The sequence below is a fragment of the Aeribacillus pallidus genome (genome assembly GCF_050478865.1).
GTDB lineage: Bacteria > Bacillota > Bacilli > Bacillales > JACDOC01 > JACDOC01.
On record NZ_JBCNBW010000074.1, the window covers coordinates 24,312 to 43,226 of the forward strand.

21 protein-coding genes and 2 tRNA genes are annotated in these 18,915 nt (G+C 40.6%); 2 read left to right on the forward strand and 21 right to left on the reverse strand.

Going from position 1 to position 18,915, the window contains the following annotated elements:
- Positions 1-35: 35 nt before the first annotated feature.
- The 14 genes from ABES52_RS15485 to ABES52_RS15550 form a co-directional block, all read right to left on the reverse strand.
- A tRNA-Ala gene (locus ABES52_RS15485) sits at positions 36-108 on the reverse strand.
- A gap of 409 nt (positions 109-517) precedes the next feature.
- Positions 518-1,213 carry a hypothetical protein gene (locus ABES52_RS15490; protein ID WP_429652115.1) on the reverse strand — a complete coding sequence of 232 codons (696 nt, stop codon included), beginning with the start codon at positions 1,211-1,213 and terminating at the stop codon, positions 518-520.
- Positions 1,197-1,445, reverse strand: a complete 249-nt coding sequence (locus tag ABES52_RS15495) for a hypothetical protein (RefSeq protein ID WP_429652117.1) — start codon at positions 1,443-1,445, stop codon at positions 1,197-1,199. The genes ABES52_RS15490 and ABES52_RS15495 overlap by 17 nt, the downstream gene beginning before the upstream one ends.
- Positions 1,446-1,452: 7 nt before the next feature.
- Positions 1,453-1,737 carry a hypothetical protein gene (locus tag ABES52_RS15500; RefSeq protein WP_429652119.1) on the reverse strand — a complete coding sequence of 95 codons (285 nt, stop codon included), beginning with the start codon at positions 1,735-1,737 and terminating at the stop codon, positions 1,453-1,455.
- A 15-nt stretch (positions 1,738-1,752) separates the two neighbouring features.
- Positions 1,753-2,328, reverse strand: a complete 576-nt coding sequence (locus ABES52_RS15505; RefSeq protein WP_429652121.1) for a mediator of RNA polymerase II transcription subunit 21 — start codon at positions 2,326-2,328, stop codon at positions 1,753-1,755.
- 259 nt (positions 2,329-2,587) lie between these two features.
- On the reverse strand, positions 2,588-3,163 hold the full coding sequence (locus tag ABES52_RS15510) for a hypothetical protein (protein WP_429652123.1): 576 nt from the start codon (positions 3,161-3,163) through the stop codon (positions 2,588-2,590).
- Between the two features lie 99 nt (positions 3,164-3,262).
- The gene (locus ABES52_RS15515) at positions 3,263-3,907 is read right to left on the reverse strand and encodes a hypothetical protein (RefSeq protein WP_429652125.1); all 645 of its coding nucleotides are present in this window, start codon (positions 3,905-3,907) and stop codon (positions 3,263-3,265) included.
- 31 nt (positions 3,908-3,938) lie between these two features.
- The gene (locus tag ABES52_RS15520; RefSeq protein WP_429652127.1) at positions 3,939-4,175 is read right to left on the reverse strand and encodes a hypothetical protein; all 237 of its coding nucleotides are present in this window, start codon (positions 4,173-4,175) and stop codon (positions 3,939-3,941) included.
- A gap of 19 nt (positions 4,176-4,194) precedes the next feature.
- Positions 4,195-6,042: a hypothetical protein gene (locus tag ABES52_RS15525; RefSeq protein WP_429652129.1), complete on the reverse strand. Its 1,848-nt coding sequence runs from the start codon at positions 6,040-6,042 to the stop codon at positions 4,195-4,197.
- 12 nt (positions 6,043-6,054) lie between these two features.
- The gene (locus ABES52_RS15530) at positions 6,055-6,270 is read right to left on the reverse strand and encodes a helix-turn-helix domain-containing protein (protein WP_488168061.1); all 216 of its coding nucleotides are present in this window, start codon (positions 6,268-6,270) and stop codon (positions 6,055-6,057) included.
- 2,045 nt (positions 6,271-8,315) lie between these two features.
- Complete coding sequence (locus ABES52_RS15535) at positions 8,316-8,522, reverse strand: hypothetical protein (protein ID WP_429652130.1); 207 nt, start codon at positions 8,520-8,522, stop codon at positions 8,316-8,318.
- Positions 8,522-9,433, reverse strand: a complete 912-nt coding sequence (locus tag ABES52_RS15540; RefSeq protein WP_429652132.1) for a tyrosine-type recombinase/integrase — start codon at positions 9,431-9,433, stop codon at positions 8,522-8,524. Before ABES52_RS15540 ends, ABES52_RS15535 begins: the two co-directional genes overlap by 1 nt.
- Positions 9,434-9,520: 87 nt before the next feature.
- Positions 9,521-9,592, reverse strand: a tRNA-Ala gene (locus ABES52_RS15545).
- Positions 9,593-10,507: 915 nt separating this feature from the next.
- Positions 10,508-10,693 (reverse strand): hypothetical protein, encoded by a 186-nt coding sequence (locus tag ABES52_RS15550; protein WP_429652134.1) that lies wholly within the window; start codon positions 10,691-10,693, stop codon positions 10,508-10,510.
- A 255-nt stretch (positions 10,694-10,948) separates the two neighbouring features.
- On the opposite strand from ABES52_RS15550, the gene ABES52_RS15555 reads away from it, so the two are divergent.
- On the forward strand, positions 10,949-11,941 hold the full coding sequence (locus ABES52_RS15555) for a potassium channel family protein (RefSeq protein WP_429652136.1): 993 nt from the start codon (positions 10,949-10,951) through the stop codon (positions 11,939-11,941).
- Here the strand turns inward: ABES52_RS15555 and ABES52_RS15560 are convergent, their stop codons facing one another.
- The 4 genes from ABES52_RS15560 to ABES52_RS15575 all read right to left on the reverse strand — a co-directional run bounded on the left by ABES52_RS15560 (position 11,942) and on the right by ABES52_RS15575 (position 15,563).
- Complete coding sequence (locus ABES52_RS15560) at positions 11,942-12,349, reverse strand: YugN-like family protein (protein ID WP_429652137.1); 408 nt, start codon at positions 12,347-12,349, stop codon at positions 11,942-11,944. It lies immediately after the preceding gene.
- Between the two features lie 106 nt (positions 12,350-12,455).
- Complete coding sequence (locus ABES52_RS15565; protein WP_429652138.1) at positions 12,456-13,805, reverse strand: glucose-6-phosphate isomerase; 1,350 nt, start codon at positions 13,803-13,805, stop codon at positions 12,456-12,458.
- A 188-nt stretch (positions 13,806-13,993) separates the two neighbouring features.
- Positions 13,994-14,191 carry a cold-shock protein gene (locus ABES52_RS15570; protein WP_429652140.1) on the reverse strand — a complete coding sequence of 66 codons (198 nt, stop codon included), beginning with the start codon at positions 14,189-14,191 and terminating at the stop codon, positions 13,994-13,996.
- Positions 14,192-14,399: 208 nt separating this feature from the next.
- Entirely contained in the window at positions 14,400-15,563 is a 1,164-nt protein-coding gene (locus ABES52_RS15575; RefSeq protein ID WP_429652141.1) for an iron-containing alcohol dehydrogenase, read from the reverse strand.
- A 149-nt stretch (positions 15,564-15,712) separates the two neighbouring features.
- Between ABES52_RS15575 and ABES52_RS15580 the strand changes: the two genes are divergently transcribed.
- Positions 15,713-15,946, forward strand: a complete 234-nt coding sequence (locus ABES52_RS15580; RefSeq protein ID WP_429652142.1) for a DUF378 domain-containing protein — start codon at positions 15,713-15,715, stop codon at positions 15,944-15,946.
- Positions 15,947-16,001: 55 nt separating this feature from the next.
- On the opposite strand, the gene ABES52_RS15585 is transcribed toward ABES52_RS15580, so the two are convergent.
- The 3 genes from ABES52_RS15585 to ABES52_RS15595 all read right to left on the reverse strand — a co-directional run.
- Entirely contained in the window at positions 16,002-17,246 is a 1,245-nt protein-coding gene (locus ABES52_RS15585) for a Glu/Leu/Phe/Val family dehydrogenase (protein ID WP_429652143.1), read from the reverse strand.
- Between the two features lie 47 nt (positions 17,247-17,293).
- A complete protein-coding gene (locus tag ABES52_RS15590) occupies positions 17,294-18,487 on the reverse strand; it encodes an ornithine--oxo-acid transaminase (RefSeq protein ID WP_429652144.1) in 1,194 nt (397 codons plus the stop codon).
- Positions 18,488-18,570: 83 nt separating this feature from the next.
- Positions 18,571-18,915: aldehyde dehydrogenase family protein (locus ABES52_RS15595; protein ID WP_429652145.1), on the reverse strand; the 345-nt coding region annotated here is incomplete at its 5' end.

Here is an 18,915-nt window from a genome sequence, read left to right on the forward strand (position 1 = left end):
GATATATCAAGGTTTTTTCCGCTTGTGTATAAGTATGGAGCATACCGGGCTCGAACCGGTGACCTCTACGCTGCCAGCGTAGCGCTCTCCCAACTGAGCTAATGCCCCGTACAGCCACAAGGCTTGAACCTCTTTTGGACTCCGTACAGGTTTAATTTTCAGTTTTTATTGTACAGAGTCCATCTGAAGGTTGTCAACTCACAAGTTTTACGCTGTGCGGTACGTCACTGTTGAGTTTTTAGCTCCCATGACAACAACCTCAGAGAAGCCTTGTTTGTACTTTTTTTGTTCATCCCTGATTAGAGCTCTTAGAGCAGGGGAGGGGTTCACCTCAGTGTCAATGAAAACAATTAATTTGTTAGACAGCGCAAAAGAGTTTTTTACCTTCAAAGGTTCCGCCTCCAGTTTTGTTAAAACAAAAGAGCAATCCATCAAAGACTGACCCTAAAGACTCCCCTTGCTGGAAGCAAGGTTCAGCGTCTTGTGTGAATCAGTCTGAGAGGGAAAGCTCCTTAGCTTAGTTTAATGGTTTTTGTTTTTCCTCCTCGTCATTGTCCTCTTTCTTGTTCATTGGCACGGAATCAAGCTTCTTGAGCCAAGCGTCAAGAACACTTTGAGACTGGTTCTGAGAAGTTTTCTCTTTCTTAGTCCATCCCATTTCTTTACAAGCCTTCATTAAGTCCATGAGTGGCTTTGCTGTGTGCTTTGAACCTCTCTCCAGTCTACCGCTGTTGAGTAAGCGGAAATGCAAAACAGCGTCATGAAGTAAGCCCTCAAGAATCACATCACCAAGACCTTCCTCAACCTCGTAATTCTCACGAACTTTCTTGTCAAGCCATGCCATGAATTGAATTTCCTCGTCAGTTAGAGACTTCACGAAAGTAGACTCCTCAGAGTAGAGACCATGAACAAAGCTTGCTTCTGGTCTAAGGTACTTCATGGTAACCAACTTCTGAGCTGGTGTTCTCTCCTCTCCAGCCAGCGAGTTGCCACCATGCCAAGCACAGCGTTGAGACCCCTCAACTGGAGAACGTAAGCAAGCTGAGTAAACTCCGTCTTTTCGTTTGAGAGCGCCACAAATGACAGTTTCCTTTTGGAGTTCTAACCAGAGCTCTCTACACTCTGGAGAATCTTTTCCCAGCTCATTAGCGTAAGTTTCAATCTGTCTCACTTTTAGCTGTAAATCTTTACTCAGTTCAGCGAATCTTGGCACTGTTTTCACCTCCTTGGTCAAAGACCTTGCTCAAGTAAACATCAATGACAATGTTTCCTTTTCCTTTGTTTGCTTGTGTTAAGTCGTTGAGGAACCCCATGGAGAATTCCTCGCCAACTAAGTAACAAAGCTCTTGTTCGTACTGGAACATGAGAGCCAAATCACTGCTAAAAACAGCTTCTTGTAAGTTCTTCATGGTTTCTGCAATTAAAACACGTTTGTCTTTGTCCATCTCACTCTCACCTCTGCTCAAAAAGTTGTTCACTTTTGAGAACAACAGCTTTAAATTTCTTGTCAACATCTACTGAGTTGTTAAGCTTTTTCAGAAGGTTCTTTCTTAACTCTGAAAGCTTTAAAATTTGTTCGTCTGTGTCTTTGAATTGAATCAACTTCTCATGGTGCAAATCCTCGTTTCCATTACTTCTAGCGTCACTCATGGCAACCTTTAGAGTTTCTTTCTTGTTCATTAACAGCTGAAGGGTGGTGTCAACCTCATGAATGAGCTCAAGAATTTCTTTTTCCATCTGAAAGCCACCTCATCAAAGCTTGTAGTTAAACTTCTTAGCGTACTCTTCGTAAAACTCTTGTAGTTCACGCTCCTCACGTTCTTTCTCAAGGTGTTTCATCTTAGCGTTAACCTTTGTGAAAGACTTCTCCACATTGTTAGCCTTCTCTTTCAACACCTTGAGACGTTCCTTGAGGGGGAGACTCTCAAAGAATCGCTTCTCAGCTTGCTCAAGAGCTTTCTTACCAAGAACAAGAGTCATGCTCAAATCAATTCTCTCACTGAGAGACTCCTTCTCAGTTTTCTTTTGCTTTCTTTCCTCCTCAGCTCGTTTGAGCAAGTCTTTTAGTTCGTCAATCTCAGCTTTGTTGAGTCCTTCATCATTCAGAGCTTTTTCAATCAGCTCGTTAATTCTTTCCCAGTTCACCTTTTTAGCCATTTTCTTTTCCCCCTTGAGTTGCTCATTAAATTTCTCAGTTTTGGTTCCATTAAGAAAGGAACCCCCAGCGAAAAAGCCAATCTTTTCACCATTAGAGCCATTCTTGACAACCAGCTCACCAGAGAACAAGCGAGTAATTTCTTCCTCGCTAAATGTTTTGTTTAGACTCAACTTTCCTCCCTCCTAGTTTCAAAACTTTCAACTCAGCATTGAGCTTCATCTGTTTTAGTGAAAACTTGAGGAGCTCATCTCTAAATTGAGACTCATGCTCTGTCATTCTTTTAAGCTCGTTTAGTCTCCAGTTAAAAAAATCTGAGTCAGTTTTGCTTTTGAGTTTGAACATCACGCACCCCTCCGTTTGAATTAGTGCACCTCTCCCTCTTGTTTAATCAAAGGAAGGAGGGAGAACTAAACTCCCTCATCAAATCACTTAAAGTCCAACAATCTCTTTAATTTGAGCAATCAGAGAAGCCACTTCTTTTTCAGCTTTCTCACGTGCTCGCTTGCTAGCTTCTTCGCACTTATCTAAGCCTTCTTGGTGCTCTGGTCTAAACTCTTCACCGTAGCGTAGACCGTAAAGCTTTCTTAGTGGTTGGTAATCAATCAAGCCAGTTTTAGACTCAACAACTGGAGTCAAACGAGTAAGTTCATTTCTTAGCAAGCTAATTCTGTGGTGACGGTAAGCGTAACCCTCAAACTCTTTAACCGCTTTGTCAAGTTTCTCTAGTCGCTGTCTCTCAAGCTCAGCGTCAATTTCAGCTTGAAGCTGGTTAGCTCTTTGTTGGTGCTCAGCAATTTCAGCTTCAATCTTTTTAATTCCTCCCTCGAACCGCTTAATTCTTTTCTTAATGTCTGAAGCGGAACCCTCAAGCTCTAACTCTAGTTGAGCTGAACGTAGTAATGTCTGGTACTTACCAAGCTTATCTCTCAACTCAGACAAAGTACCTTCAATCAACGCAAGTTCCTCACGGTTTTTAGTCAATTCATCTTTTTTCTTAAACATCATCATCACTCTCCATGTTTGTTTTAGTTTTTAATCCACGACAAAGAGCCCTCTGAGTCGACCTCACAAGGCTTGCTGTGGGGTTTAATTCTTTTCGTAAGCTTAAACAACCTCAGCGTTAATGACTCCCTCTTGAGCTAGTAGAATGACCTCAAGAGGAATCTCTTGACCGTAGTTCTTGTTAGAGTCTGGAGCAAATTCAAGCTTGAGAGTAATCTCCACCTCATGTGCTCCTTTTGGTACTTCTGGGAGTTGAATTTTACCTTCTTTGAACTTCTCAAGAACAAGTAAGGTGTTAAAGTCGTAGTTGTCAGTTTTCCGCTCCAGTTTTACCAGTTGAGTGAGACGTTCCTTTTTCATTTCCCTGCCAGACTCACGGTAAAAAAAGCGGTACTCTAGCATGACAACCTTCGAGAAGTTCAAGAGCTTAAATTCCTCGTAGTCTTGCTCAGCTTGTCGTTTGAAAATCAGCTCTCTGGCTTTTTCTTGTCGTTCGTAACTGAATGGCTGGTACTCATCACTTACCATGACAGCTTCCCCATTGAAAAACTCTGGGGTGACAAGCTTCTTGTCAATCAGCTCATCAATCCAGCTGTTGAATTTCTTCACTTTGTAAAGCATTTTCATGGGTTTGACTCCATTCCAAGGCTTCTCACGGTGAAGAGTCTGTACAATCATGAGACAGCGCTTTTTACCTTCATCAACGACAATGAAGCGAGTTAAGCGCAAGGTGTTCACGTTCTCCATCTTCCTCTCTCTCCTGCTGAACTTACAGCTTTTAGTTTTCTTCACGAACCATGTAAAACTCTGGTCTGCATTTTAAGCGTCTGAGAACATCAAGAATCTTTTTTTGTGTTTTCCAGTAATCACTCTTGTTGAGTTGACAGTAGCTGTAAGCGAGTTTCTTTGACAATGCTTCTAGCTTCTCAAGGTAAACTTTCTTCAAAGCTCGTTTGTCAACATTCTCAATGACGAATTGAACAATGTCATGTTCGACTCCGTAAATTTTTCTCATTGAGTAAACCCCCATTGTTTTAATTTTTCTCAATGTGGTAGCCAGAGAAGCAAATTTCTAATTCTTTCATTAGCTGGAGAACATCTCTGTTTTTCTTAATCTCTGACCACTGTGTTCTTCCAATTCTCAAGACTTCCTTGTAAACGTAAGAGCATTTCACCTTTGTTCCAGCTGGCTCATTAGCAAACTCAAACAACCAGTCAATGAGTCGCTCCTTAGAAGTCTCACCTCCAAGCTCTACTGGAGGGTTCCAGACTTCAAACCTAGCTCCAACAAAGTCCTTTTGGAAAGCTTCAACAACCTCTGGGTAACGAGTAATTAAGTAAACAGTTTTCATTTCATCAGCGTTGTAAGGTCTTAATCTACCAACAGCTTGCTTTAATGTCTCAATTAAGTCACCCATGAGGTAACTGTGAGTGTTCTCATCCTTGAAGAAAATTGTCGGTCTCTTAACCACCTCAAAGGTTTTTACTTCACCGTAAATCAAACGAGTGTTTTCAAAGTAGAAAGACTCACGTTTTCTAAAAGTACCAAGCGGAAGAATTGCGTCACACTTAGCAAACTCATTTGTTGCTGTCAAGCTGTTGAAGTAAACCAGCGAGACAGCTCCAGAGTCAATCTCGTCTTTTAGAGCTTCATGGTACTTGTTGTAGTAATCACTGAACACAATTACCAGAGTTTGTTTGTGTTGTTTTGCTACCTCTTTGGCAAGCTTCACTGAAGAGTAAAACGTGTTAAGGTCTTTAAGTTTCTCTTTGGACAACTCAAGCTTGTTGTAAATCTTGAAAGTTACGTTCTCGGTAGCTTGCCTTGCTACCAAAGGAAACATTGCATTTTTCTCAATGAGCTTGTAATCCCTAGAGTCTGAACTGGTTCCATCAAAAATTATCGTGTTCATGTAGCTCAAATCGTAAGCTCCCTTGACAGCTACAATCACGCTGGTTCCACTTTCAAACACATTAGCGGTTCCTCCTCGCTTAATTACTTCTTGGAACGCTGGGAGAAGGTCTTTGTCTTTGTCATCAACTGAGCTTATCCAGTCAGCAAGCAACTCAGAAGAAACAGAGTAAGAAGGGTCAACTGGCTCAACTAAAAATGTCTTAGCGTCACTTTTACCTCTTGGAGCTGTTAACACCTCATTGAGTTGGTCAGCTAAATGTCTCACCCGTAGGTAGTAGCCTTCAAAGTCACTACCATGCTTCCTCTGGTTAATTCCTCTAACAAGGTCAACAAAGCGGTTCAATCTGTCTGGGGTAATTACCACGTTGTTTAACAGCTTTGGTTTCTCATCAATGAGGAGCTGTACTCGTCTTTGTTTTGCTCCAGTGTAGTTGTACCAAAAGTCAATCTCATGGAGTTTGCTTGTTTTGGTAATCACCTCAAGCATTGCGTGAGTGAGAATTAACACTGGAAACTTTGCTTGTTCATCAAATTGGCTTCTGTATTTCGCTTTGTCAGCGAACATTTGTGAGCCTTTCAAACCAAAAGCAATTTTCCCATTCTTGTTAAGTGCTTTCTCAAGCTCATCAATCTGAGTAATTTTTTCAACAGCAATTACACAGCCAAAAGTTTCTGGTCTAAGCTGGCTCATGGTTTCAACAAAAGTAATCATCATGGTTGTTTTACCAAACCCAGTGTAACCAGCTGAAACAATTGGAGTGCGGTAAGGTGCTTCATAGCTCATGAAGTGGAAGTTAGCGAGTGAAAAGAACTTTTCTTCCTCGGTCAATTTCTTTCCTCTCTCACTCATTACTTCAGTGAAAGTGTTGTTCATTTCTTGAGCCAGCTTGTTAGCTTTCAATAAACCAATCAAGTGAGTGAATTCTTTAGGGTTGTCTAAATCAACTTTCACAGCTTGTAAATTCATAGTTTCACCTCTTTAGTCTTGAATCACAATTACTCGAATTACCTTTGTAATGTCTGGCTCACCAAGAGCTTCAAGAATTTCTTGGAGTCGCTCAAGAGTGTAGCGCTTTTGTTTGCAAATCTTTGAAACGGTAGGTTGGTCAACTCCTAGCTTTTCAGCGAACTGAGTTTGAGTCATTCCCTTGTTCTTAATTGCATTAGCTAAATCGTTAACAACAATCAACTTCATGACTTTAACCTCCTTAGAATGTAAATTAGCTCACTTCCATTCATTTTCTTGGCATTTAAAAAGAACAGCTAAAGAGCTGTTCACCATTGAGAAAAATTAAAAGAATGGAAGTTGATTAAGAAAATGTGTTCAGTTTTATTAAGTAATTTCTTATAAAAGCGAACACTTTTTGAGTTAACCTAACTAACTTGAAGCTCTCTCGCTCGCTTCTGTGTCTCACCTCAGAAGGTCTTGGCAAAAGAGCAACAAGGGAGAGAGTGCACCTCAAGAGGGTGCATGATTGAGCGAAATTCTTAAAAGCAACTTTGAGTGAGAACCTTAAAAAAGTGCCCTCATTAATAACCTTTACAAAAGTGTTCATTCAAAAAGTGCCCTCATTAGTGCCCTCATTAATAACCTTTACGAAAGTGTGTATTCAAAAGGAGCTTTTTCCCACCTCTGAGGAAGTGCTTTTGAGCTTCAATCCCTTGTGTACCAAGGAGTTTGAGCGTTTTAGCTTGCTTCCTCAGCTACTCAATACTGGAAACAATTACTTAAAAAAATTTTTTTTGAATCCATGAGAAAGGAAAAACGAGGTTAATTAGTGAGCTAACTCAGAGGAGGAAAAACTAAAATGGTAATATTTTATTAGGAAAACTACATAAAAAGTTACCTTTTGGAGCATTAACCATGAGAAAGAAAAATGAGGTCAACCAAGTGAGCTGGCTCAAGGAGTTAACCTTCTTTTTTGTTTTTGTAAGTAGGTAAATCTAAAAAACCAGCAATCTAGTTATAATCTATAAGTAGGTTGCTAGTTTTGAGTTAAGCTTCCTCATGGTTTTTGTTTTGAAAATGAGGAAAAGAAGTTTAAGAGAAAGTGTCAATGAGGTTAACTAATGAGCTGACTCGTGAGGAAGAGTGCTTAAAAGCAAAACCCCAACTAAGCTTATAGTTATGACTATAACAAGAGTTGGGGTTTCCAACTCAAAGATGGTTGAGGTTAACTAACGAGCTGGCTCAATGGGTGTGCCTACTTTTTGTTTTAATTAAGTAGAGATGAGGTGAAATTGGACAGTTTTATTAAGAATTTCTTATAAAAGTGTCCTTTTTGAGGTTTGCTGTCTCAATGGTTTTTCTTTGGATTGAGAAGAAGGGAAACTCCTTGAGCTGGCTCTAAGGCTCAACTCAAAAGAGGTTCTTGCAGGAATTTTGACCTAAAAGGTACAATTTTTTAGAGAGATTATCACTTAAAGGAGGTCATTTCATTGGGTAGAGCTAAAGAGGAACTAATTAAACAAAACGAAAGAGGGAATCACTTAGAACGTTGCATGAAATGTAACGCTGTCTTGAGAACTTGGGAAGAACGAGAAATTGCAATCTGCGAGAATTGTTACAAGCACTCACTTGAAAAAGATTAAAAGCAAGAAGGTGGAGCTTTGGAGGGTTTCTCTCAAAAGCGGGTTTCTGAGAAAAATTTTTCAAAAAAAATTGCGAGGTGGCTCTGAAGAAGTACCCCCCCCTAGTTGCTTAGGGGAGGGGGCTGGAGAGGGTGACTTGGGAGCTGGCTCAGAGGGTAACCTCAAAAGCGGGTTTTGAAAATTTACCTCATGTACAAATGGCAAGGTGCGAGCTGGAAGGCTCCCCCTGTCTAATTTTTTTTTGGAGTCATCCCTTTGAGGTAGCCAGCTCCAGAGCTAAGCTCTCGAAAGCTCCACTGGAGGAGTCGCTAGACTCCGACTGGCTCCACTGTTGAGGTAGCCAGCTCACGAGAAAGCCTGTTAAATCAACACTTTTTTGGACTGAGTACAGCTGGTAATGAGTCCATTAACTGTTGCGTTTCTCTGGAGGGAAAACTCCAAGGCGTGGAGGGGAGTGTAAGCACTCTGAGGAGCTCTCTGAGCCACGCTCAAGAGGTTAACTGAGAAGGGAAATGTCCTTAGTTACCCAGCTCACAGGAAGGCTCTGAGAGACTTCTAAGCCTGTCTGGTGAGGTGTACTGAGGAGGGAGCTAACTCATGAGTAAGTAAAAAAGAAAAGAGCCAGCTCACTTGGAGCCAGCTCAAGAGTCAATCTTCTTTGTAAGTGATGAATGGCGGTAATTCTCCTCCAAGCAATCTTTCCAAGCGCTCAAACTGTTTAGGGTGCTTGTGAGGTGACACTGAGAGAAGCACGCCAATGAGTTCAATCTTTACGTTAATTCTGTTTCCTTGTTTCCAAACTCGAATGGGTGAGTGGAAGTACATGTGTGAGTCGTTTAATGGTTTAAATTCCATTACAGCAATCCCCTCAATGGGTTGTTCTCGTCAAGACACTCTTTCAACTCATGTGAGAAGTAACCAATGTACTGCTTAGTGACTTCAAGCTTTGAGTGACGAGCTAAGAGTTGAACCTCTCGAATGTTTGCTCCTCCCTTGAGAAGTTGCTTAATGTAGAAGTTCCTCAAAGTGTGAGGGGAGAAGTAACCCTCTAAACCAAGCCTTGCTCGAATCCGCTTGAAAATGTTTTGAATGGAATCCTTCTTCAATGGTTCTCCTTGTCTGGTCACAAACAAAGCGTCTGGAACGCTTGGGAGCTTCCTCTTGAGATAATCTTGGTAGTCCAGTAATTCAGCTCTCAGAACATCACTGAGCGGAACACTTTGAGCTTTTCTGCTTTTACTCGTTCTAATCATGATGAGTGAGTCATCAAAGTTTACGTCTTTCCAAGTCAGTTTTTGGACTTCTGACAACCTCAAGCCAGTTCCAGCGAGGAAGAGAATCAAAGTGTAGTTTCTTCTGGCTGTGAAGCTGTCTTCTCTTCGTTTCACCCTTCTGAGGTAGCGTAAAACATCTTGTAAATCCTTCTCAGAGAGAATCTTTGGAGCGTCATCCTCTCGTTGAAGCTTTATGTTTTTGGTAAATGGCTCCTCAATCAAGCCTTCCTCAACCATCCATTTTGCGAGTGCTCTCAAAAGCTTTAGTTTAGAGTTGATTGTCTTTGGTTTGTTTCCTCGTTCTTCTTGACACCAGAGAAGGAACTGTTTAGTTGTTCTTGGATTTAGCTCCTCAATTCTTTCAATTCCCTGTTGAGCAAGCCACTCATTCCAAATTTTGAACAAATCAACGTACGATTTAATGCTTCGCTCAGTCAACCCTTCAAAACGTTTTTCTGCTAGGTAATCCTTTTGAACCATCTCAATGAGCATTAAAAAAACCTCCTTAATGTTCTCCTGTACGGAGTTCATCAAGAAGGTTGTTTCAGCTCACAAGCTGAGCCCTGTGCAATTGTTAAATGGAGATGATGGGAGTCGAACCCACGACCCCTTGCATGCCATGCAAGTGCTCTCCCACTGAGCTACATCCCCACGGAGAATTAACCAGCGGAGAACTGCCAGCGTAGCGCTCTCCCAACTGAGCTAATGCCCCGTATTATTTTTTTAACATTTTCCCTCATTGCGTAAGAAATATTATAACGTTTTATAACTGTCATTGGCAAGAGGAAATAATAAAAAGCAAAATACCTATTATATTATTACTTAAAAATATTACATTCACGACTATATTAACGTTTAATAGATAATATACGAACCTCCTTTATTACAGTTGGATTACTTTTTTCGAATTCAATCGGAATTATTACCAGTTTCAAGTAATTATTCTAGTTAACCAACTTTATTACTGGTTTGACGCTGTTCATTAAGTTCCGATGATTTTTTTCTCGGTTTCGCCCATATTTAGGTTTAACATCAATAATTCGAGATTGTCACCACTTTTTCAGTTTGCCACTTTTCTTTAGAAGGTCTCAACCTTTTGTTTTGCACTTTTCCACCTCTGATTTGCATTTACCTACCTTTGTTTTGCTGTTTTGCACATCTTTTTGCAGTTTGACGCTACTCTTTTGCAGTTCCCAGCCTCTGTTTTGCACTTTTCCGTCTTTCTTTTGCAGTTTCTCCACTCTGTTTTGAAGTTTGCCTCATTTCTTTTGCATTTTGATCCGATTTACTTGCCGTACAAAATTTATGAACAATTATTTTAGGTTTAAGGTAAAAAACTCTGGTCTTATGAGTAAATTTTCTATATTTACAAGAAAACCAACTAGGATATGGGAATAAAACTTAAACTTATGAGCAATTTCTTATTTTTTATGAGCAATATCACTAGGATATGGGAACAAAACTTAGACTTATGAGCAAATTTTCTATATTTATGAGCAATACCATCTATGAGAAGAGAAAAAACTATGACTTATGAGCAATTTCTTCATATTATGAGCAAAAAATTTATTTCTCCAAATGCCGCTCATAGACAACATAAGAATACAACCGATAGATGACAGTAAGTATAGGTATAATTAAGATTAGATTTTCATAGCCCTTAGCAACAAAAAAACAAATCATACCAATGATGACCGCAATGATAGTCCCGAATGTTCCAGAAAATCCGTTAATTGGCACATTGTCTAACAAAAGGGTTTTCACTCCTTTTTAGGTCTTTTATGTAGCAGCCCTCATGATATGGGACGACTTGAAATTATAAAAGTAACAGTCACTAAATCCCCACGGAATGTGATTTCTCGTGAACATCGGTTACAATAAATCTTTTTGGGCAAAGCGTTCTCCTCCCCATCTATCGTCTATGGTTATTTTTACCATCCCTATGTTTGTGGAGTTTACCTTTCGTCCATACTGTAACAATGGGATGGTTTGAAGGAGATGAACGTGATGCATCCGGTTTATCAAATATTTTTACGATTTCCAATATCATTACGTGTTTTTTTAATAGCAATGGCAATTATTTTTTTGTTTGGGGGCGTTATCCATCTCATTGAGCCAGAGAAGTTTCCGACGGTGTTTGACGGTGTTTGGTGGGCAATCGTGACGATGTCGACCGTTGGGTATGGCGATTATGTACCCGAGTCAATTCTCGGTCGGTTAATCGCTATGCTTGTCATCTTAAGTGGAGTCGGGTTTTTGACAACGTATTTTATATCGCTGGCGAGTGCGGCGGTGGCGACACAAAATGCCCAATTGGAGGGAAAAGGAATGTTTCGAGGAAAAAATCATACGGTCATCGTTGGTTGGAACGAGCGGGCGAAAGAGGTCATAGATCAACTGCTTCTTTTAAAGAACGGAACGATGATTACGTTGATCGATGAGACGCTCGATAAAAATCCGTACACAGACCATCATGTACATTTTATTAAAGGAAAACCAAATTTAGACGCCTCCTTGTTAAAAGCCAACATTCGTCATGCGTCGATATTATTGATTACGGCCGATCAAAATAAAGACGAGCACCAAGCAGATATGTATTCCATTTTAACATTATTAGCCGCAAAAGGGTTGAAACGTGACTTATATTGCATCGTAGAAATTTTAAAAGAAGAAAATACAACGAATGCTAAGCGGGCGGGAGCGGATGAAATTATTCAAACAAACAAGCAATCAAGCTTTTTCATGCTCAATAGTATTTTATCGAACGGGATTTCGAACACGATATTATCGATTTTAGATGAATTAAAAGGAAGCAAAATTAAATTCATTCCGGTAAAGGAAGAGTGGCAACCTTTATCGTTTCAAGAATTGAGCTCTCATTTACTCGAACAACAAATATTACTATTAGGCGTCAAAAAAGAGGGACAGACATACATCAATCCCCCGCTTTCGATCCAAATATCAAAATGTGATGAACTCCTTATCATTTCGAATGTGTAATTATTCGTTTAACAACATTTGTTCAAGATCTTTGACAAGTTGTTTCCCAGTTTCAATATGCTTTTCCGGGAACTGTGCATCCGAATCGGCCGGTTCGGAAAATTGATTAATTGAACCCGAAAATGTTCCCGTATTCGCATAGTCGTCTAACCCTCTCTGATACCTATGAGAAAGCAAGTACGGTCGTTTGAACTCCACAACGGTTCCCCGGGAATCTAATTGACCATCGACCGCTTGAAACGGTACACGCAAAAACTGATAGCCTACTTCATCCGCAATTTTGTAATCAAACGAACCGTGGTCGTAGTCCCAGTTACCGCCAATCTCATAACCAAGCGGTTTCATTAATTTTTCGAGCTTATATAAATCAAAATGCCGACCTTCTAGTTCTGAGGGAATTTCAATCATTTTTTGTACCTCCTCACCTTTTGTGAGATTAGTTTCCCTCATTTTCGGTTATTTCATCCGTACATATAAAAAGGACCTCTCCCTTCAAGGAGCAGGTCCTTTTCGTTTATTTTAAGCGCTCTTCAAGTTCCGCTTTTTTCTCTTCGTATCCTGGTTTTCCAAGTAGGGCAAACATGTTGACTTTATATGCTTCTACACCAGGTTGGTCAAATGGGTTAACCCCTAATAAGTAACCGCTCATCGCACATGCTTTTTCGAAGAAGTAGACTAAATAACCAAATGTGTACGCATCCATCGCTGGAATTTCTACCACTAAGTTCGGTACGCCTCCGTCAGTGTGCGCAAGAAGTGTTCCTTCGAACGCTTTGTTGTTCACGAAGTCGACTGTTTTTCCAGCTAAATAGTTTAAGCCGTCGAGATTGCTTTCCTCTTCTTCAATAACGAGCTCGTGACGTGGGTTATTTACTTTAATGATCGTTTCAAATAAGTCACGACGACCTTCTTGGATATATTGACCTAAAGAGTGTAAGTCCGTAGAGAAATTCGCAGATGCTGGGAAAATTCCTTTTTGGTCTTTTCCTTCACTTTCGCCGAATAATTGTTTCCACCATTCGGCAAAGTATTGTAAGCCTGGCTCATAGTTAATGAGCATTTCGATTGTTTTTCCTTTGTTGTATAAAATGTTACGAACCGCGGCGTATTGGTATGCTAAGTTGTCTTCTAGCTCAGAATGGCTGAAATCTTCACGAGCTTTTTGGGCTCCTTTCATCATCGCTTCGATGTCGATTCCACTAACCGCTATCGGTAGCAAACCAACCGCTGTTAACACAGAATAACGTCCCCCGACATCATCAGGAATGATGAATGACTCATAGCCTTCTTCATTGGCCAATGTTTTTAACGCACCTTTTTGACGGTCCGTTGTTGCATAAATACGTTGACGCGCTTCTTCTTTGCCATATTTTTCTTCTAATAATTTACGGAAAATACGGAAGGCGATCGCTGGTTCAGTTGTCGTACCTGATTTTGAGATAACGTTAATGGACCAGTCTTTTCCTTCTAATAAGTCCATTACATCGCGCATGTACGTAGAGCTGATGTTGTTTCCAACGAATAACACTTGTGGAGTTTGGCGTTTTTCACTTGGAAGGGCATTATAAAAACTGTGGTTTAACATTTCAATTGCTGCACGCGCCCCTAAGTAGGAACCACCGATCCCAATGACTACAAGCACATCGGAATCGTTTTTAATTTTTTCGGCCGCTTTTAAAATACGGGCAAATTCTTCTTTATCATAGTTCACAGGTAAATCAATCCATCCTAAAAAGTCGTTTCCTGCTCCCGTTTTTTCATGTAACGAATGGTGAGCGACTTTTACGGCGTCACGTAAATATGTAAGTTCATGCTCTCCGAAAAACGACAACGCTTTCGAATAATCAAAACGAATATGTGTCATTTTCTTTCCTCCAACTAAAGTTTTCTTCTCCTTTCACTTTATCGAAATGGCCTCCGATTATCAAGAAAGGCGACTAAATGTAAGCGTATCCAATAATATTTTTCTTCCATTTTCCTTTTTCTATTTGTCAGGACATCAAAAAAGCTGTCCAACCCCCATTGGGTGAACAGCTTTTCCTTCAAGTTCACTTATAGTTGTACGTTTGCAGCTTGTGGGCCACGAGCACCTTGCTCGATTTCGAATCTGACCGTTTGACCTTCTTCTAACGTTTTGAACCCTTCGCCTTGAATGGCAGAATAATGAACGAATACATCGTCTTTCCCTTCTACAGCAATAAATCCGTAGCCTTTTTCAGAATTAAACCATTTTACTTTACCTGTTACCATTTCATTTCCTCCTAAATGTAAACACATAAAAAATATTTATTTCTGTTCTGCCTCAACTTTCAAGACGAAAAGCGATAAATGCCTTACTCTTTCAAATGATTCGAACAAAAACATTAAATTAATGTTACCATAGTTCATCATAAAACACAAGGAACTTTTATGATTTTTTTTCGAAAAAAGAGGAAAGCATACGCCTTCCTCTTTTTTTCTATAACGATGCACGTAAAATCGCGAGTACATCTTCCTTGTTTAATTTTTTAAAGTGACCGAATTCGCCAAATACGGTCGCTTTTTCGGCCATCAGTTCTAATTGACTATCATCAATACCGTAATCCGCTAAGCGAGACGGAGCACCGATACTTGTCCAGAATGCACGAAGTTTTTCGATTCCTTCTAAAGCTACTTCTTCATCTGTTTTTCTTGCTGGATCTACATCAAATACATTAACGGCTAACTGCTTAAAGCGTTGCGGATTCACATGTAACACATGCTTCATCCAGTTCGGGAAGAGAATCGCAAGTCCTCCAGCATGTGGGATATCATACACAGCCGAAACCGCATGCTCAATGTTATGGGTCGCCCAGTCCCCTTGAACCCCCATGGAAAGCATCCCGTTTAATGCGATGGTACCACTATACATAATCGTTTCACGAAGCTCATAATTTTCTAAGTCATTTACAAGCTTCGGAGCTGCTTCGATGACAGTTTTTAATACGCTTTCGCACATCCGGTCTTGAAGAGGTGTATTTTCTACGTTGTGGAAATATTGTTCAAACACATGGGACATCATATCAACAATGCCATACACCGTATGCTCCTTCGGTACCGTCTTCGTGTAGGTCGGATCTAATATAGAGAATTTCGGGAACACTACTGGACTTCCCCAACCGTGCTTTTCTTTTGTTTCCCAGTTCGTAATGACGGAACCTTTGTTCATTTCTGAGCCGGTTGCGGCTAACGTTAATACCGTTCCTAAAGGTAATGCTTCTTTCACTTCGGCTTTTTTAATGACAAAATCCCATGGATCGCCATCGTATTTCGCACCCGCAGCGATCGCCTTCGTACAATCGATGACACTTCCGCCACCAACAGCTAATAAAAATTCAATGCCTTCTTGTTTACAAATCTCTACACCTTTTTTCACAGTGGAAAGGCGTGGATTTGGCTCGACGCCTGATAATTCGAACACTTCTGCACCAATTTCGTCTAAGTATGTACGTACTTCATCGTATAAACCGTTTCGTTTAATACTTCCTCCACCATAAACAAGCAATACTTTTTTCCCGTATTGTGGTACTTCAGTTTTTAATTGTTCTAATTGACCTTTTCCAAAAATTAATTTCGTTGGATTGTGAAACGTAAATTGATTCATTAATGATCCCTCCTCTCTTTTATTATGGTCTATTTGGAACGATGTGACAAAATTTTTTGCTTACTTGAGAAAATTTACAATGTCACATGTATATTTTTTGAAGAAACACACATGATAGTAAACGAATCATCTTAAAGGAGGAAATCAACATGAGCACGATTCAACGTATTGCACTAGTTCTTACTATTATTGGCGCCATTAACTGGGGACTAATCGGATTCTTTCAATTTGATCTTGTAGCTGCTATTTTCGGTGGCCAAGATAGTGCCCTAGCAAGAGTCATTTATGGCTTAGTAGGAATTGCCGGCTTAATCAACCTTGGTTTACTCTTTAAGCCTAATGAGGGATTAGAACGTGAAGCGCAAGCAAAACCAACACGTTAATATCATATTGAAATAACCAAGCACCCGATATAAAATCGGGTGCTTGTTATGTGAATTATACCCAACCTCTAAATTTCGATGCTTCAGCCATTTTACGAACTCCGACCATGTAAGCCGCTAAGCGCATATTGACACGACGGTTTTGCGCGGTTTGATACACATTATCAAACGCTTCTACCAATTTTTTGCGTAGTTTTTCATTCACTTCTTCTTCTGTCCAGTAATACCCTTGGTTGTTTTGAACCCACTCAAAATAAGAAACAGTCACGCCACCAGCACTCGCTAATACGTCTGGAACTAATAATATGCCACGTTCGGATAAAATGCGTGTCGCTTCCAAAGTGGTTGGTCCATTGGCTGCTTCAACAACGATGGACGCTTTAATATTATGAGCGTTTTCAGCTGTAATTTGGTTAGATACAGCTGCTGGTACTAAAATGTCACAATCAAGTTCTAACAGTTCTTTGTTCGTGATGGTATTTTCAAACAACGTTGTAACCGTTCCGAAACTATCACGACGATCTAATAAATAATCAATATCAAGTCCGTTCGGGTCGTACAATGCACCATACGCATCCGAGATTCCTATAACTTTTGCACCCGCATCATGCATAAACTTCGCTAAAAAGCTGCCCGCATTTCCGAATCCTTGGATAACGACTCGGGCACCTTTAATATCAATCCCTTTACGCTTCGCAGCTTCTTCGATACAAATGGTGACCCCTTGGGCGGTTGCTTTTTCACGGCCTTGAGACCCACCAAGAACGAGCGGTTTTCCAGTAATGAAACCTGGAGAATCATATTCACGTAAACGGCTATATTCATCGACCATCCACGCCATAATTTGTGAGTTCGTATACACGTCTGGGGCAGGAATGTCTTTTGTCGGACCAACGATTTGGCTAATGGCCCGAACATAACCACGGGATAAACGTTCTAACTCTGCCATGGACATCGTGCGTGGGTCACAGACGATGCCGCCTTTTCCTCCTCCATACGGTAAGTCAACGATGCCACATTTTAAGCTCATCCACATCGATAGTGCTTTTACTTCTTCTTCATCTACTTCCGGATGGAATCGGACGCCTCCTTTTGTTGGACCAACGGCATCATTATGTTGAGAACGATACCCAGTAAACACTTTTACCGTTCCATCATCCATACGGACAGGAATCCGAACTGTGAGCATACGTAACGGTTCTTTTAATAATTCGTACATTTCTTCGTTGTACCCTAATTTTTCAAGAGCCTCTTTAATGACATCTTGTGTTGAAGTAAATAAATTGAGATTTTCCGCCATTGAATTCGCCTCTTTTTCTAAAATCTGTCTACGATGTCATTGTAACATTATGACAGCACTTTTTTAATACGCTCGATTGCCCAATCGAGTTCTTCTTTTGTAATCACTAAAGGGGGAGCAAAGCGAATGACCGTTTCATGAGTTTCTTTACATAATAGTCCTTCTTCTTTTAAGGCTTCGCAATATTTACGGGCAGGCTCGTGAAGTTCAACCCCGATAAATAAGCCTTTACCACGAACTTCTTTAATCACTGGGTTGTTAATTTCTTTTAATTTGCTCATGAAATATTCACCAAGTTCAAGCGAACGTTCCGCTAATTTTTCTTCCACTAACACGTCTAACGCCGCCAATGAAACCGCACAAGCCATTGGGTTTCCACCGAATGTGGATCCGTGAGAGCCTGGGTTAAATACACCAAGAATGTCTTTGTTAGCAACCACACAAGAAATAGGGAATACACCGCCACCTAGCGCCTTTCCTAAAATGTACATATCAGGCTCTACATCTTCCCATTCGCAAGCAAACATCTTACCGGAACGACCAAGACCTGCTTGAATTTCGTCAGCAATGAAAAGAACGTTGTTTTCTTTACATACTTCATAAGCTGCTTTTAAGAAGCCTTCTGGAGGTAGGACAATTCCTGCTTCTCCTTGAATAGGCTCAATTAAAAACGCTGCGGTATTTGGAGTAATCGATGCTTTTAATGCTTCAATGTCTCCGTATGGAATTAATTTAATCCCAGGAAGCATTGGACCGAAGCCGCGTTTGTATTCCTCTTCAGAAGAAAGCGAAACCGCTGTCATCGTACGGCCATGGAAGTTTCCTTCGCAGGCAATAATTTCTGCTTGATCGTTTGGAATACCTTTTACATCGTAACCCCAACGGCGAGCCGCTTTAATCGCTGTTTCTACCGCTTCTGCCCCAGTGTTCATTGGTAAAGCCATTTCTTTGTTTGTTAACTTACAAATTTTTTCGTACCACGGACCTAATTGGTCGTTATGGAACGCACGAGAAGTTAAGGTCACACGATCCGCTTGGTCTTTTAGCGCTTGAATGATTTTCGGATGACGATGTCCTTGGTTCACTGCAGAGTAAGCGCTTAACATATCCATATATTTATTGCCTTCCGGGTCCTTTACCCAAACGCCTTCCGCTTCAGAAATAACAATTGGTAGCGGATGATAGTTATTCGCACCGTAACGTTCCGTTTGTTCAATAATTTGTGCTGTTTTTGTCGCCATAAAAAACACTCCTATTTCGCATAATTTTCTGACAAAAAATAAAGAGAGGAAGAGCCTTTATTCAAAGGCTCTTGACTATTTGATTAAAGCATTTCCGAAGTTGTCTTCGCTTGCATGTGTAAGATTAAGTAGTCTGGGCCACCGGCTTTGGAGTCTGTACCGGACATGTTGAAGCCACCGAACGGTTGGTAACCAACGATGGCACCTGTACAACCGCGGTTGAAGTAAAGGTTTCCGACATGGAAGTCTTCACGTGCTTTTTCGATGTTTGCACGGTTGTTAGAGATTACTGCTCCTGTTAAGCCGTATTCGGTGTTGTTCGCAATGTCAATCGCATGGTCGAAGTCTTTCGCTTTTGTAAAGGCCACGACTGGTCCGAAAATTTCTTCTTGCATGATGCGCGCCTTAGGATCCACATCCGCAAAGAC